Raw genomic sequence first — 16,798 nt, 5'->3', positions numbered from 1 at the left:
TAGGAATTACATAAATTAATTTTTTCAAAATAATAGTCCTCCTTTAAATATATATATAATTGTTAAAAAGTCACTGGAATAACTTAATTGACATTTTTATGAATAAAATTTAAATAAAATTTGACATGTTTGCAACAATTAACTTGTATTAGGAGATAAAGAAAAACCATACTAATACATAACTGAATTTTATTTGTAAATAAAATGATTTTATTACAAAAATGAAACTGTGTCAATACAAAACATCATGAATTTTAATTAATTACGAAATAATGATGCTATTTTGCAAGTTGATGAAAACATAAATTCATTAAAGAAACAAATTTTAAGATTATTTATATTTTTTATATTATAATAAGGTTCATTTTTAAGTAATATTATATCACATATATCTAGGGAAATGTATTAAATAAATAATAGTAGTAGTTATTATTAAAAATGAAAAATGTATAATAATTATTAGATAGTGAGGTGTTTATGCTTTAATATAGATTTAAAATTTAAAATAAATAGTTTTTGATCATATTAATTGTAAGAAAATTCAAAAACAAATTGACAACAAAAATTCATTATAATATAATGGTAAGAAGTTATATTAATTTATAATATATTTATATTAATTATTAATTATGACTAATTAAAAGCTTTGATTAGGAAAAGTATTTAAACAAGTAGCTTAAAGAGAGTGGGTAAAGGTGAGAACTCATAGTGAAGGTTTAAAGAAAATCACCTAGGAGCCGGTGGCTGAAGGTATAGTAAGCTTATCCGTATTTCTGCGTTAAAGAATAAGGTATAGTTGTACTTGATTTTATATTTATAATATAGGTGGTTTAGCGAATTTAACTTCGCCCTATTAAATAGGGCGGAGTTTTTATATTTAAAAATGTAGTTTTAATTAGTAACTAACAAAGATTATGAAAATTAAGATTAGAAGTATTACATATCTAATTAGTTATTATCAAATAAAATTGAAAAAGGAGTCTTATTATGTATAAAAAAATTGATCCTTCCAAGAGTTTTATGGACATAGAAAATAATGTACTTAAGCTTTGGAAAGAAAAAGATATCATTCAAAAGAATTTTGACTTAAATAAGGGTGGAAAGACATTTACTTTCTATGATGGCCCACCAACAGCCAATGGAAAACCACACATAGGTCACGTTTTAACTAGAGTTATGAAGGATTTAATACCAAGGTACAAGGTAATGAAGGGATATAATGTTCCAAGGAAAGCTGGGTGGGATACTCATGGATTACCAGTAGAACTTGAAATAGAAAAGAAACTTGGAATTAATGGTAAGCCTGGCATAGAGGCATACGGAGTAGAAAAATTCGTTGAAGAATGTAAGGCAAGTGTTTTTAGTTACGCTAACATGTGGAAAGAAATGTCTGAGAGGGTAGGATACTGGGTGGATATGGATAATCCATATGTAACTTATCATAATGATTACATTGAATCAGTTTGGTGGGCATTAAAGCAAATGTGGGAAAAAGATTTATTATACAAAGGTCATAAGGTAATGCCTTATTGCCCAAGATGTGGAACTTCTTTATCTTCACATGAAGTAGCTCAAGGATATAAAGATGTAAAAGAAATGTCAGCATACGTAAAATTTAAAGTAAAAAATGAAGATAAATACATACTTGTTTGGACTACAACTCCTTGGACGCTTCCAAGTAATGTAGCCCTTGCAGTTAATAAAAAATATGATTATGTTGAAGCCGTTCAAGAAGGTGAAACTTTAATACTTTCAAAGGACTTATTAGGTAAACTCGATGGAGATTACGAGGTAGTACGTGAATTTAAAGGAGAAGCTTTGCTGGGCCTTGAATATGAGCAAATGTTTGATTTCTATACTCCAAAAGAAAAAGCTTTCTATATAGTTCATGGAGATTTTGTAACTCTTTCTGATGGTACTGGTATAGTTCATATTGCCCCAGCATATGGTGAAGATGATAACTTAATTGGTAAGAAATATGATTTACCACTTATTAACTTAGTTGACGTAGAAGGTAAGTTTGTTGACTGCGTTACACCATGGAAAGGCATCTTTGTTAAAGATGCAGATGCTAAGATACTAGAATACTTAAAAGAAAAGAATATTTTATATAAAGCAGAAAAATTTGAACATTCATATCCACACTGTTGGAGATGTGATACACCACTTTTATATTATCCAAGAGAAAGTTGGTTTGTACGTATGTCTTCAATGAGAGACAAACTTATAGAAAATAATAATAAGGTTAATTGGATGCCAGATAACGTGAGAACAGGTAGGATGGGTAAATTCCTTGAAGGCGTTATAGATTGGAGCATAAGTAGAACGAGATACTGGGGAACTCCACTTCCAATATGGGAATGTGAATGCGGACATAGAGAACTTATAGGAAGCATAGCAGAACTTAATGAAAAAGGAATAGATGTACCGGAGGGAATAGAACTTCATAAACCATATATAGATAATGTACATTTGAAATGTCCAAAATGCGGAAAAACTATGACTAGGGTAGAAGAAGTTATAGATTGTTGGTTTGATTCAGGATCAATGCCATTTGCTCAACATCATTATCCATTTGAAAACAAAGAAGTATTTGAAGCTAATTTCCCTGCTCAATTTATTTCAGAAGCAGTGGATCAAACAAGAGGATGGTTCTATACCCTACTTGCAATATCTACTACTGTATTTGATACAAATCCATTTGAAAACTGTATAGTACTAGGCCATGTATTAGATAAAAATGGACTAAAAATGTCTAAACATAAAGGTAATGTTTTAAGCCCATTCACGATTCTTGAAAATGAAGGAGCAGATGCTTTAAGATGGTATTTCTATACAACTAGTGCACCATGGTTACCTTCAAGATTTTATGAGGGCGCTGTTATAGATGCACAAAGAAAGTTCATAGGAACCCTTTGGAATGTATATTCATTCTACGTTTTATATGCAGATATAGATAATTTTGACCCAACTAAATATGAAACTTTTGAGCCTGTTAATATTATGGACAAATGGATGATGTCAAAATTAAATTCATTAGTAAAAGATATAGATGAACACTTAAGTAACTATAGAATAACTCAAGGAGCGCTTGAGCTAGAAGATTTTATCGAGGAACTTTCTAACTGGTATGTAAGACGTAATAGATCAAGATATTGGGTAGAATCACTTACAGAAGACAAAATAAGTGCTTATATGACATTATATAGAGTTATAACAACTTTTGCTAAAATATCTGCACCATTTATACCATTTATAACAGAAGAGTTATATCAAAATTTAGTAGTTGCATTTGATAAAAATGCACCAGAGAGTATTCATTTATGTGCTTGGCCTGAATATAAAGAAGATCAAGTTAATAAGGATTTAGAAGAAGAAATGGATAAGGCCTATAGGATTGTTAAATTAGGAAGAAGTGCAAGAAATGCTGCAAATATAAAAAATAGACAGCCACTTGCGAAGATGCTTGTTAGTTCTAAATCTCTTCCTGAGTATTATGGACAGATAGTTAAAGAAGAACTTAATATTAAGGAAGTAGAGCTAGGAGCTGATCTTTCTAAATATGTTAAATTTGAAATTAAACCTAATTTGCCAGTGCTTGGTAAACCATACGGCAGATTAATACCTGGCATTAAAAAAGCTATAGGAGCTATGAATCAAATGGAGCTTGCTCAAACTATAAACAAGGGTAATGTAGTTACTATTAATGTAGCTGGAACTGATATAGACTTAGATAGCGAAAAATTGCTTGTTACAATGCAAGGACTTGAAGGTTATGCTTTTGCTGGTGAAGGCGAAATGGGAGTAGTATTAATTACTCACATAACTGATGAGCTTAAAGAAGAAGGAAATGTACGTGAAATCTTAAGCAAAATTCAGAACATGAGAAAAGAAACTGGTTTTGAAGTTGCTGATAAGATTAGAACATATGTATCTGGAAATGAAATGCTTCAAAAGGTAATATCTAAATTTGAAGATCAAATTAAAAAAGATACTTTATCGGTGGAAATTGTATATAACGCAGACAGAGAATACAAGACCGTAAAGATAAATGGTGAGGACTTACAATTAGATTTAGTGAAGTTATAATTAACAGTAAAACAGAGTATGTGGCAAATACCTCATACTCTGTTTTAACAATTATAAAGTTTGAAATGATCTATAAAATGAAGAAATAAATAAGATAAGGCCATGATTAAGGAATATATTAACTGGCAATAATAAAAAGTATAGGTTAGAATTATTGTATTGGGACATACTTTAGTGTAAGTTCGTATTATAGCTTGAAATGAATGGTTTTTATAAGTATAATGGTAAGATAAGAAAATAGTGGGAGTTGAGGAATATGGCTGCTTCAATAAAAGATGTCGCAAGAGAAGCGGGAGTTTCTATTGCAACAGTATCAAGAGTACTAAATGACATAGATGTGGTAAATGAAGATACGAAGAAAAAGGTAAAAGATGCAATAAAAAAATTATCATACAGGCCTAATATAGTTGCTAGAAGTTTAAAAACACAAAAATCTAGTACAATAGGAATAATTATACCAGATATATCTAACCAGTTTTACCCTGAAATAGTTAGGGGTTGTGAGGATGTAGCTAATATTTATAATTATAATATTATGCTTTGTAATGCAGATTTAGATGTAGAAAAAGAAATGGAATCTTTAAGAATACTTAAAGAAAAAATGATAGATGGAGTTATATATATGAGTAATTCCATAGAAAACAATGTTATAAATTTAATAAAAGAATTAGAGATGCCAGTTGTTCTTGTAGAGACAACTGATGCCCAGGGCATATTCCCTAGTGTTGCTATTGATAATGTAATGGCAGCAGCAGATGCAGTGAAATATTTAGCAGATAAAGGTAACAAGAATATTGCATATGTAGGGACTTCTATAGAAAAAGTTAATGCATTATCTCAAAGATACACAGGTTACACCAAGGGAATTTCAGATATGGGAATGACTCTTAATAAAGATTTAATTTATCTTGGTGGAGTTAAGACTAGAGATGGGTATACAGGGATTAATGTTATATTAGATACAGGTGCCAATGTGGATGCTGTATTCTGTGCTAGTGATGAAATAGCTATGGGAGTAATAAATGCATTAAGAGATAAATCTATTAATGTCCCAGAACAAATAGATGTCATGGGTTTTGATGATATTTATTCAGCATCAACATTTTATCCAAAGCTTACTACAGTATCTCAACCAATGTATGATATGGGTTCTGTTAGTATGAGAATGCTTATAAAATCTATAAATAATTTAGTGGTTGAAGAAAAACATTTTGTATTACCTTATAGAATAGTGGAGAGAGATTCTTGTAAATAAATAAAAGTCTTATTAAAACTACTTAAGTTTTAATAAGACTTTTTACATTATATGATTTTGTACGAATAAAATACTCCATAGTATAAATGATGAATTAATAAATTGGAGGTAATGAAGCTTTGAATATTAACGAAAAAGTAGAAAAAATATTCTCATATTTACTCAGCATTAAAAATATGAATCAAAAGACTATAAGAAATATAAACGAATATGAAAAAGTATATTGGCAAAAAGAACTCCAAGATGTTAGTGGATGTACTTTTAACATTGATGATAATAAAGATTATTGGTTAAGCATAGATGAGAGAACACAAGATTTATATAATCAGTTTCAAAAGACATATTTACAACTAGAGAAAAACAGTGAAGATTTAGAAATAGTTTGGTCAAATGGATTACTAAGTTGGGAAAAAGAAGATAAAGAAATAATTCATCCTATATTTACTACTAAAATGGAAATAAAGTTTGACTCAAAGAAAAAAAGCTTCACTTTAAAACCATATAATAATCAAACAAATGTGGAACTTGAATTTTTAAATGAGTATTTGGAGGTAAATCTAGATAGTTTACTGAAAATAAGAAATAAAGCAAAAGATATGGCTCTGGATGTAAGAGACATTAAAATGGCTTCAAAAATATTTGAAGAGTTAGCTACGCTTTTAAATTCTAATAGTCAGGATGTTTATATTGATGAACTAAGTAGTGCATCTGATATATTGACTAAAACAAATATACAATTTTATAATGCACCTTGTATTATACTTAGAAAAGTTGATACAAGACTTTGGAATATGGAATTAAATGATGTATTATCACAAATAAGAGCCGGATTTCCTATTCCTAAAACGGTGGAGGCATTAGTATCTACAGTTGAAGTAGTGCAAGATGTTCAGACTTCTAATGAATGGAAAGAAGTAGGAGAAGATGTATTGTTTCCACTACCGGCTAATGAGGAACAAATGGAAATAACTAAAAAATTAGCTGAAAACTTTGGCGTAGTAATACAGGGACCACCAGGTACTGGTAAAAGTCATTCTATTGCTAATCTAATATGCCATCTTTTGGCACATGGTAAAAGGGTATTAGTGACAAGTCAAACAGATAGGGCACTAAGAGTTTTGTCTAATAAAATACCTGAAGAGGTTAGAGCCTTGTGCATAAGCATACTAGGAAATGATACTAAATCACTAGAGGAATTGGATGAGTCTGTTAGAAAAATAACAGAAAGTTTATCTATGGACACAAAAGAATTACGTAAGGAAATAAAACTTTTAAAGTATAAACACAATAATTGCGTTGATACACAGAAAAATTTGTATAAAGAGTTAAAATGCATTGATGATAGAGAAAATGAAAAGGTAGAATATGAGGGGAAAAAGTATACACTAATGTATATGGCTAAATGGGTTAAAGATAATGAAGTTAATAGTTCGTGGATAGTAGACAAGCTTAATTTTGATAAAGAGAACCCTTTAACTTCTGAAGAATTTAAAAGACTAGTTACATTGTCATCTGTAATTACAAAACAGCAAATACAGGAAATAGATAATATTGATAAATACATAGCTATACTTCCAAGGGAAGAAGAGTTATGTGATGATATTTCGGAACTAGTTAAACTAGGGCAGCAAAAACATATTTATGAAGATGATATTAAGGATTTAAATAGTGCAATTTCTATAGATTATGGAAATAGAAGGTTACTTAAACTGGTAGATGATGCAATAGAAAAATTCGAAGGGTTTGAAAATAGCTGGCTAGGAAATGTTATGAAAGATTATTACTCTAATAGTGAGACTCAAGGTTTGTGGCAACAATTAGTATATAAGGGTAATGATTATATAAAAAACATTAGTAAATTTAAGCAAGAATTAAATAATCATAAATTAGAGTTACCTTTAGAAATTGATATAAATAAATTTAAAAATGATTTTGACGTTATAGCAAAAACAATTAGTGAGAAAGGTAAACTTGGTGTTCTATTTAAAATGCTTCATGGGAATCTTAAATATATATTCGAGGACTCTAAAGTGGATTATGAGTTTATAAATACCAGTGAGCAAATAACTGTAGTTAATTTATATATAGAATTACAGCTATTAGAAAGAGAACTTAAAAACATTTGGAATAACACAGTAAAAGAATATGGTGGAAAACTTATTGGTGAAACAGATTTAAATTATGTTAGTGGTATTGTAGATGATATTAAAGGTATTTACGAAATAATAAATTGGGATAAAACCTTTAAAAATAACATAATTAATTTTTTACCTGATAAAAATGTGAGTGGGAAGAACTTAAAGAGTGATTCATATTGGTATGATAAAGAAACATATAGTTATCTTAAAAAGGGATTTGAGAGTTTAAGGCAGATAAACAAATACAACAAATTAAATCTAAAAATGGAAGAAATAAAGACAAGCTTTAATAATTTCGGCTGCCTAGGGAAATTACAACAGGCTATAAATGCAAGAAATGTTAAGGGTGTACAAGCTGTATATATAGAAATTAGGGAATTGATGAAAACAGCTGAGAATGCATTAGAATTAAAAGATTTATGTTATAAATTAAAAATGTGTTGCCCTATATTACTTAAAAACATTATAAATGATGAAGATAAAACTATAGAAAATTTAGACAGTTTAAGTTTTGAAAAGGCATGGACCTGGAGAAAATGGAATGACTATTTACAAAAATTAGAAGAAGTTGATGTAGAAGCTTTAGAGAAAAATATTGCCCGGGAAAAAAGTAAAGAAAAGCAAATTATAAGAGATCTTGTTTCTAAAAGAAGTTGGTTTAATCAAATAGAGAGGACTACAGAAGTACAGAAACGAAGCTTATTTACATGGATGGAAGCTATAAAAAGGATAGGAAAAGGCACGGGTACTCAGGCAGTAAAGTATAGAAAAATTGCACAAAAGGAAATGGATAATTGCAAGGATGTAATTCCTGTATGGATAATGCCTATAAATAGAGTTATGGAAAATTTAAAGCTCACAGATAATTTATTTGATGTAGTAATTGTAGATGAGAGCAGCCAAAGTGACATATCAGCTATAACTGTTTTGATGAGAGCTAAAAAGGCAGTTATTGTAGGGGATGAAAAACAAATAAGTCCTGAAGCAATTGGAAAAGATCATGCAATTGTTGAAACACTTATAAGCACATACTTAGAGGATATTCCACATGCACAGTGGTTTGATTTAAAAACCAGTTTATATAATACGGCCCTAAGAGTATTTCCTAGTAGGTTATTATTAAAGGAACACTTTAGATGCGTGCCAGAGATAATTGGATTTAGTAATGAATTATGTTACTCTAATGAAATAATACCTTTAAGGAGAATAGAAGAAAAAGAAAAAGTTGGACCATTTATAGTAACGCGAAAAGTAATAGGCGGATATAAAGATAAAACTAAGGCTCTAAATGTATTAGAAGCAGAGAGTATCGTAAAACAGATAGTAGAGTGCTGTAGTAATGAAAGGTACAAGAACATGACTATGGGAGTAATATCACTTCTAGGAGACGTCCAAGCTGAATTAATACTAAGTATGTTAGTTGAGAAGCTAGGGATGGAGGAAATCTTAAGGAGAAGACTTATATGTGGAGATGCATATTCCTTCCAAGGTGATGAGCGAGATGTAATGTTTTTATCTATGGTTATTGCGAATAATGCTAAATTTGCAGCCTTAACTAAAGATTCTGATATAAGAAGATTTAATGTAGCTGCTAGCCGTGCTAGAAATCAGATGTGGTTATTTCACTCAGTAGACTTAGAGGATCTTAGTGATAAATGTGTAAGACATGCATTATTAAAATACTGCTTAGATGAAAATGAACCTAAAAAAGAGATTAAATCAGATAAGTATTTATTGTTAAATGATTTTGAGGAGAATATAGGAAGATATATAAAAGAAAATGGATATAAGATTACACCGAAGGTTAAAGTAGGAAAATATATTATAGATTTTATTGTAGAAACAGATTTGTCGCTTTCGTCTAGTGATGAACATTATAAAAAAATAGCAGTAAAATGTATTGGAATGACAGGCGACGAGGATTACGACTGGCAAAAACAGTATGAAATGCAGATGTGCCTCGAGAGAGTTGGATGGGAGTTTTATAAAATACGAGCAAGTGAATTTTATAGAAATCCTACCTTGGCTATGGATAAGTTGATCGAAAAATTAAAAAAATAGAGTAGATAGAAACTTAGTATTGCTAGATTTTCGTACTAATATTTGTTATATAGCTATCACCACAACAATATAATAATATGATGATTTTTAAATAAGAGGGTGAGAGGGATGAATTGCAAATTGGATAGTACAATATGTATTAAATGGAAAAACAACCAAGGCGAATCTTTTAAAGTAGGAGAATTAAGTAAAAAAACTGGAAAGTATTATTTTAAATATGATGTTATTGAGGTGCAAAAGGCTAAAGAATATGGATTTAGTCTATTTCCGTGTTTTCCTAAAGTAGATGCGAAGTATTTTAGAGAAGAATTATTTAGAACATTTTCTATTCGTCTACCAGGTCATGGTAAAAAGGATAAAACATTAATTTTAAAAGAATATGATCTTAAAAAATATGATGACTTCGAATTGTTAAAAATAATTGGAGATAAAATTCTAAACGACAATATTGAATTTAGTTCTTGTTGTGATGAAGAAAAAACAATTGAGGATGAAGAAAAAAGTTTTGTGGATGAAGAAAAGAGCCTTGAGGATGAACAATAAATAAAAACTTTAAAAGTGTGTAAATGTATTTTTCATTTTACACACTTTTATTTTTTTTATGCGAAAATTGTTCTCACAACATAGGCATGTAATTCATAAAATAAAATGAGTAATAATTTGGGGTGGTATTTTGTTATATGTACTAATCTTAGCAGGTGGAAAAGGAACAAGACTTTACCCTCTATCTCGTGCCCAAAACCCAAAGCAGTTTTTAAATATTATTAATAATAAGAGCTTTTTAAGAAGCACTGTAGATAGAATAAAGTGTTTAGTTAGCAATGAAAATATTTATGTAGTTACTAATGAAGAGTACTTTGATAAAATTTGTGATGAACTTCCAGAGATTAAAAGGGAAAATATATTTGTGGAACCAAGTAATAAAGAGACTGCTACATGTATTGGTCTATCTGCCGCAAAACTATTAAAACTAGACAAGGAAGCAACTATGATAGTGCTACCTTCTGATCATTATATAGAAAATGAAAAGGAGTTTAAAGAAACAGTACTTCAAGGAGTTGAAATTGCAAATAAAAAAAGAGGGTTAGTAACCATAGGAGTGCAACCTACAAGGCCAGAGACTGGTTACGGTTATATAGAAATGGGTGATAGAGTAAATGCAGAGATACCTACATTTAGAGTAGAACGATTTTTAGAAAAACCTAACGCGGAAGTAGCAAAAGACTTGCTTATAAAAGGTAATTTCCTTTGGAATAGTGGTATGTTTGTATGGAGAGCAGATGTATACTTGCGTGAAATGGAAAAATATTTACCTAAGATGTATAAAAGATTAATGACCATATATCAATCATTAGAAACTGATGAGGAAAGCGATGTAATAAAAGAACAATATAATAATATAGATGGTATATCTGTTGATTTTGGTATAATGCAGAAGACCAGAAGGGCTTTTGTTATAAAATGCGATTTCGTATGGGATGATATAGGGACATTTGCAGCACTTTCAAGATTCCTAAGTAATTTACGTGGCAACAATGTTTTGGGTAATACGTTTATGGAAGAGAGCGAAAACTGCTCAGTATTTGGCAAAGATAGATTGATAATTGGATTTGGTATAAAGGACCTTATAATTGTTGATGCAGGAGATGTAATACTCGTAATGGACAAAAATAAGGATCAAGAGATTAAGCATTTAGTTAATGAACTAAAAGAAAGTAAAGAAACGGAGAAATATATATAAAATAATTTCAATAAGGTCCACTTGGGTGTTTTACCTAGGTGGAGTTTTTTAGTGTTTATATAATATGGAATTATTTTTCTAACTTTTTTAATAAAAGAATTAATTTAATTGTCAATAAATACATTTTTCTGGTATAATGTAAACATTATGTTAAATATAATAAGAAAAATATGTAAAAGTAACTTGATATAATTATAAATTTGGGGGGAGTATATGAAAAAAATATTAGCTTTATTTGTAGTATTATTAGCTCTAGCAAGTTCTCATACTGTATTTGCTGATAGTGGAGTAGTAAATGCAAGCACACTAAATATTAGGCAGAAACCTTCACTTACATCTTCGGTTTTAACTTCTATACCAAGAAATACGAAGATAAATACTCTGGGGAAAAATGGTTCTTTTTACAAAGTAACTTATAAAGGGAAAACTGGATATGTGTATGGTTCATATATAAAAATGGTACAAGCTGTCACTGCTTCATCAAGTACATCATCTAAACTGAATACTATTGTGTCAAGAGCACAAAAATTACTAGGAACTCGTTATAGATATGGTGGAACTTCTCCATCTACTGGTTTTGATTGCTCAGGGTTAACACAATATATTTATAAAAGTGTTGGTGTTAATTTACCAAGAACAACTTATCAACAAGTAAAAAAAGGTAAAATCGTGAGTTTGAGAAGTCTTAAAGCAGGTGATTTAGTATTTTTTATAGGAAATGAACATGTGGGATTATATATTGGAAATAACAAATTTATACAAGCAAGAAAAACGGGTACAGTTATTCAGACAACTCAATTAAGTGGTTACTGGAGAACCTCATTTGTAACAGGAAGAAGAATACTTTAAAAATGATCCAAAAATTCGATAATTTTGTTTGTTTTATGACTAAATAAATAAAAATAATAAAATTTTATTAAATTGAATTCTAATATATAACTTAATAAAAATTAATCTACATTAATAAACAGCAAAAATGGCCACATATTTTTTACATGAAATTATGTCTTATTTTGCTTTGTAATTAGGCAAATTAGCAACTAATGGTGCTTAAAAACAACAAAAAAATTTTACAAATTATATTTTTTTGGTATAATATAAATGTTGAAGAAAAAAATAACAAGTTTTGCCTAATATCTAAACAAATAAACCAGAACTAAAAGCCTAATAAATATATAAATATTTGCCGGCGAATATTTTTAAATACTTAAATGATGATGAAAAATTAATATTAAAAAGAAACAACTATTAATTTTAAACGATTACAAAATTTAAATAAATAAAGCGCAAAATATAAATTATCTAAATTAATTAATAGAAAGCAATAGTATAGTATTTTTATTAATTTATATCCGCGCAAAAAGTGACATACACTTAAAATAAATATTGGGGGTAAATAATGAAAGGAAGATTAGCTTTAATAACAATATTCTTAACTCTAGCAAGTTCTAAAGTTGCGTTTGCTGATAGTGGAGTAATAAATGCAAGTGCGTTAAACGTTAGGCAGAAACCTTCACTATCATCTTCAATTTTAACTTCGATACCAAGAAATACGAAGATAAATACTTTAGGGAAAAGTGGTGCGTTTTACAAAGTAACGTATAATGGCAAAACTGGATATGTGAGTAGTTCGTATGTGAAAATAGGACAAGCTACTAATGCATCATCTGCTACGTTATCTAGTACAACCAAAACCGGAGTAGGTAGTACTAGCGTATGGTATTTAAATGTACGAAAAACTGCGACGTCAGGAAATAATGTTATTGGATCAATTAATCCAACTAAAAATATAAGCATATATGGAACTTTGAATGGTTATTACAAAATCAAATATAATAATACATGGGGATATATTGCAAAATCATATGTAAGTACAACAACAGCTTCAACAGTTGTAACAACAACAAACTCTGCTACACTATCTAGCACAACCAAAACTGGGGTAGGAAGTACTAAGGTATGGTGTTTAAATGTACGTAGAACTGCAGCTTCAGGAAATAATGTTATTGGATCAATTAATCCAACTAATAACATAAGTTTATATGGAACTTTAAATGGTTATTACAAAATCAAATATAATAACACATGGGGATATATTGCAAAATCATATGTAAGTACAACTTCAGCAGTTGTTACAATACCAAAGTCGGGTACATCATTAGAAGGAAGTACAGCGTCTAAAATAAGTAATCTAATGGCGAATGCAAATCAGTTACTTGGAATACGTTATACATATGGCGGCGCAACACCTTCTACTGGTTTTGATTGTTCAGGATTCGTGCAATATATATATAAAAGTGTCGGTGTTAATTTGTCTAGAACAACTTATACCCAAGTAGGAGAAGGTAGAGCTGTTAGTATAAACAATCTTCAAGTAGGAGATTTAGTGTTTTTTCTAGGGGCTTCTCATGTGGGAATATATGTTGGAAATAATAAATTTATGCAAGCACAAAAAACTGGCACAGTTGTTCATATAACTGAACTAAGTGGTTATTGGAGAACAGCATTTTTAACTGGAAGAAGAATCTTTTAGAAGTTAATATAAAAATAATAATTAAAGGAAGCATAAGAAGGATGAAAATCATTTTGATGCTTCCTTTTTGGATATTTCTTGATTTATCTGCACTAAAGTTTTTGTAATATTTTGTTAACTTGTTGAATATTAAATACCAATAAGGTATAATAAAAAATATATTATAGTGGCGAGGGGTGGAAAAAATGACAGATAAACAAAAACTATTAACTTTATTAGATGATTTTGAATTAGGATATACAGATGAAGATAATAATATTGTACTTAAGGAAGGCAATGAGAATGTAATAGGTCGTGACGGCTATGGAGCAACATTTATATTTGAAAAAAATAATTCTTTCGATGCTTTAAAGATTTATAAGAAATAAAGAATAAAGAATTATTTAGAAGCTGCTAGGCTTCTTTTTTTTATTGCTTTTTAATGCATAAATTCTATTTGGAGAATTATATCCCATGGCTAAAAATGATGTCCCATTTTCAAAAGCAATTGTTAAACCTTCACTTTCTCCTGTTTTATTTATAGAATAAGACGAAATTATAGTACCATTATAATCTATTATTGTGATTTTATTATTTGTATATAGGTAAATATTCTTTCCATCTGTTTCAAGCCCTTGAGGAATTCCTTGGCTAACAATATTAAAACTAGCAACTGTACTCATGTTAGCTAAGTTTATAATAGTAAATTTGGGGTTTCCAGTGTCACCACTTAAAGTAGTATGTAAAATTAAAAAATTGTGTACATTATCTATAGCAAGTAAAGCAGAATGACCTAAACGTGCATAATTTAAATCAGTTTGTATTTTACTTGAATTATAATCGACAACATAAACATGAGTTGGATTATTTCCACCACCATTACAAATATATATTTTATTGGTACTCGCCCTATATGAGATTTCTGCACAGTGACCTATAGCCATAGGTTTTGTTTCAGATATTTTACTTCCGACACTATCATATTTAACTATTTTTCCATTTCCATTACTTAAATCAAAACTACAATAAAAATATCCATCAAAGAATGTCATCCCTTGCATAACGCCTTTATCAGGCAAATTAAATAACAACATACATTCATTTGATTTAGTATTATCAATTGCCATGGCTTTTATAGGGAATAATAAAGAAGAAAGTATTAATATTATAATTAAAAATATTTTTCTCAAATATATCCACTCCAATAATTTTATTTATATTAGTTTTCCTTATTGGCCAAATAATATTAATAATAATAAAATAAAAAAATTTAAGAATCTATGTGGACTATTTAGGGCTAAACAGGACTATTTGTTTTTTAGAATATGATGTAGTTCAGTATGATAAAGAGTGAGGTCTTGATATAGATTATAAAAAGGGAAAGTTGCTCAAAATAACTTTCATTTAATTACCATAAGAATAACTATTTTGATAAATGATGGATATGCAGTTCGATGTTGCAAAATATCTTTACAAAACTATTCACAACCTATATAATTAGCATTAAATGAAATTTTAATGCGTGTAGCATTCATATATTCTTGAATTATATGCAGTAGTTAAAAATGCAAATAAGGAATGACTAAGAAGGGGGAGAATAAGTGAATAAGTTCAAATTAATAAATAATAATGAGTCTAAGATTGATATGAGCGATTTTAAGTTAGTGAATGAACAGCAGCCTAGGTTGTTTAAAGATATATTCCCATACTCAGAAATTCCTAAGGTTATTTTTGGAGGAGAGCAGATTCCAATGTCTATACCTGATGATATTTGGATTACGGATACTACATTTAGGGATGGTCAACAGTCTATGGATACTTATACTGAAAAGCAAATAGTTAAAATATTCGATTATTTACACAAACTTGATAATAATTCGGGTATAATTAGACAAACAGAGTTCTTTTTATATACGGAGAAGGATAGAAATGCCGTTAAGAAATGTTTAGCAAGAGGATATGAATTTCCAGAGGTAACATCATGGATAAGAGCAAATAAGGAAGATTTTAAACTTGTTAAGGACATGGGACTTAAAGAGACTGGAATGCTTATGTCCTGCTCAGATTATCATATATTCAAAAAGCTTAATAAAACAAGGCAAGAGGCGATGGATCTATACGTTTCATTGGTAGAAGAAGCACTAGAAAATGGAATAGTTCCAAGATGTCATCTTGAAGATATAACTAGAGCTGACTTTTTTGGTTTTGTTATACCACTAGTACAAAGGCTTATGCAGTTATCCAGGGAATCTGGTATTAAGATAAAAATTAGGGCCTGTGATACATTAGGTCTTGGTTTGCCTTACTGTGGGACGGAGCTCCCAAGAAGTGTGCCACAAATCATCAATGGATTAATAAAGTATGGTGGAGTGCCTTCGCAGTATCTTGAATGGCACGGACATAATGACTTTTATAATGTAGTTCCCAATGCTACTACAGCATGGTTACACGGATGCTCAGCTATAAATACATCACTTTTTGGTATTGGTGAGAGAACAGGTAATTGTCCACTTGAAGCAATGATTATAGAATATGGTCAAATAAGAGGAAATGTAAAAAATATGAATCTTAAGCTTATAAGTGAGATTGGACAATACTTTGAAGGTGAGTTTAAATATAGTATTCCACCTAGGACACCTTATGTGGGTAGTGAATTTAATGTTACAAGGGCAGGTATTCATGCAGATGGAATACTAAAGGACGAAGAAATATACAATATTTTTGATACTGAAAAAATATTAGGTAGGCCAATTGTTGTGGCAGTTAATGAACACTCAGGACATGCAGGTATTGCAGCTTGGGTTAATACTTATTATAGATTGAAGGATTCAGATAAAATTGATAAAAAAGATGAAAGAATTAATACTATAAAAGACTGGGTAGATAAGCAATATGAGACTGGAAGAAGCACTGTAATGAAAAGTGAAGAATTAGAACTAATTGCAAGAAAAATTATTCCACAATTAAGTACGAAAAAACATAATAATAATAATGATTTTTGA

At 29.6% G+C, this 16,798-nt stretch carries 10 protein-coding genes and 1 other annotated feature; of the genes, 9 read left to right on the top strand and 1 reads right to left on the bottom strand.

Annotated features, from left to right (window positions below; genetic code table 11):
* Nucleotides 1-637 precede the first annotated feature (637 nt).
* Nucleotides 638-856, top strand: a binding site (T-box leader).
* A 131-nt stretch (nucleotides 857-987) separates the two neighbouring features.
* The 8 genes from ileS to Q0649_RS16065 all read left to right on the top strand — a co-directional run bounded on the left by ileS (nucleotide 988) and on the right by Q0649_RS16065 (nucleotide 14,185).
* Entirely contained in the window at nucleotides 988-4,089 is a 3,102-nt protein-coding gene (ileS, locus tag Q0649_RS16100; protein ID WP_298844355.1) for an isoleucine--tRNA ligase, read from the top strand.
* Between the two features lie 256 nt (nucleotides 4,090-4,345).
* The gene (locus Q0649_RS16095) at nucleotides 4,346-5,344 is read left to right on the top strand and encodes a LacI family DNA-binding transcriptional regulator (RefSeq protein ID WP_298844353.1); all 999 of its coding nucleotides are present in this window, start codon (nucleotides 4,346-4,348) and stop codon (nucleotides 5,342-5,344) included.
* A gap of 119 nt (nucleotides 5,345-5,463) precedes the next feature.
* Complete coding sequence (locus Q0649_RS16090; protein ID WP_298844351.1) at nucleotides 5,464-9,543, top strand: AAA domain-containing protein; 4,080 nt, start codon at nucleotides 5,464-5,466, stop codon at nucleotides 9,541-9,543.
* A 108-nt stretch (nucleotides 9,544-9,651) separates the two neighbouring features.
* Complete coding sequence (locus Q0649_RS16085; protein WP_298844350.1) at nucleotides 9,652-10,086, top strand: HipA N-terminal domain-containing protein; 435 nt, start codon at nucleotides 9,652-9,654, stop codon at nucleotides 10,084-10,086.
* Nucleotides 10,087-10,216: 130 nt separating this feature from the next.
* A complete protein-coding gene (locus tag Q0649_RS16080; protein WP_298844348.1) occupies nucleotides 10,217-11,284 on the top strand; it encodes a mannose-1-phosphate guanylyltransferase in 1,068 nt (355 codons plus the stop codon).
* Nucleotides 11,285-11,497: 213 nt separating this feature from the next.
* Complete coding sequence (locus Q0649_RS16075) at nucleotides 11,498-12,133, top strand: SH3 domain-containing C40 family peptidase (protein WP_298844346.1); 636 nt, start codon at nucleotides 11,498-11,500, stop codon at nucleotides 12,131-12,133.
* Between the two features lie 550 nt (nucleotides 12,134-12,683).
* A complete protein-coding gene (locus Q0649_RS16070) occupies nucleotides 12,684-13,817 on the top strand; it encodes a C40 family peptidase (RefSeq protein WP_298844345.1) in 1,134 nt (377 codons plus the stop codon).
* Nucleotides 13,818-14,002: 185 nt separating this feature from the next.
* Nucleotides 14,003-14,185 (top strand): hypothetical protein, encoded by a 183-nt coding sequence (locus Q0649_RS16065; protein WP_298844344.1) that lies wholly within the window; start codon nucleotides 14,003-14,005, stop codon nucleotides 14,183-14,185.
* A gap of 15 nt (nucleotides 14,186-14,200) precedes the next feature.
* Here Q0649_RS16065 and Q0649_RS16060 read toward each other — a convergent pair whose 3' ends face one another.
* Entirely contained in the window at nucleotides 14,201-14,923 is a 723-nt protein-coding gene (locus tag Q0649_RS16060; RefSeq protein WP_298844343.1) for a hypothetical protein, read from the bottom strand.
* A gap of 519 nt (nucleotides 14,924-15,442) precedes the next feature.
* Between Q0649_RS16060 and Q0649_RS16055 the strand changes: the two genes are divergently transcribed.
* Nucleotides 15,443-16,798, top strand: coding sequence for a 2-isopropylmalate synthase (locus Q0649_RS16055; protein WP_298844358.1), 1,356 nt, complete (start codon nucleotides 15,443-15,445; stop codon nucleotides 16,796-16,798).

The organism is uncultured Clostridium sp. (assembly GCF_937920395.1).
In the GTDB taxonomy this organism is placed as follows: Bacteria; Bacillota; Clostridia; order Clostridiales; family Clostridiaceae; genus Clostridium_AD.
Note: the sequence above shows the minus strand (reverse complement) of the source record. Positions and strands in the feature narration are given on the sequence as shown.

What these genes read in the sequence shown, in the direction of transcription:
- Q0649_RS16055 (WP_298844358.1), top strand. Translation starts at nt 15,443, where the DNA reads ATGAGCGATTTTAAGTTAGTGAATGAACAGCAGCCTAGGTTGTTTAAA.
- Q0649_RS16060 (WP_298844343.1), bottom strand. Translation starts at nt 14,923, where the DNA reads ATGGCAATTGATAATACTAAATCAAATGAATGTATGTTGTTATTTAAT.
- Q0649_RS16095 (WP_298844353.1), top strand. Translation starts at nt 4,346, where the DNA reads ATGGCTGCTTCAATAAAAGATGTCGCAAGAGAAGCGGGAGTTTCTATT.
- ileS (WP_298844355.1), top strand. Translation starts at nt 988, where the DNA reads ATGTATAAAAAAATTGATCCTTCCAAGAGTTTTATGGACATAGAAAAT.
- Q0649_RS16085 (WP_298844350.1), top strand. Translation starts at nt 9,652, where the DNA reads ATGAATTGCAAATTGGATAGTACAATATGTATTAAATGGAAAAACAAC.
- Q0649_RS16075 (WP_298844346.1), top strand. Translation starts at nt 11,498, where the DNA reads ATGAAAAAAATATTAGCTTTATTTGTAGTATTATTAGCTCTAGCAAGT.
- Q0649_RS16065 (WP_298844344.1), top strand. Translation starts at nt 14,003, where the DNA reads ATGACAGATAAACAAAAACTATTAACTTTATTAGATGATTTTGAATTA.
- Q0649_RS16070 (WP_298844345.1), top strand. Translation starts at nt 12,684, where the DNA reads ATGAAAGGAAGATTAGCTTTAATAACAATATTCTTAACTCTAGCAAGT.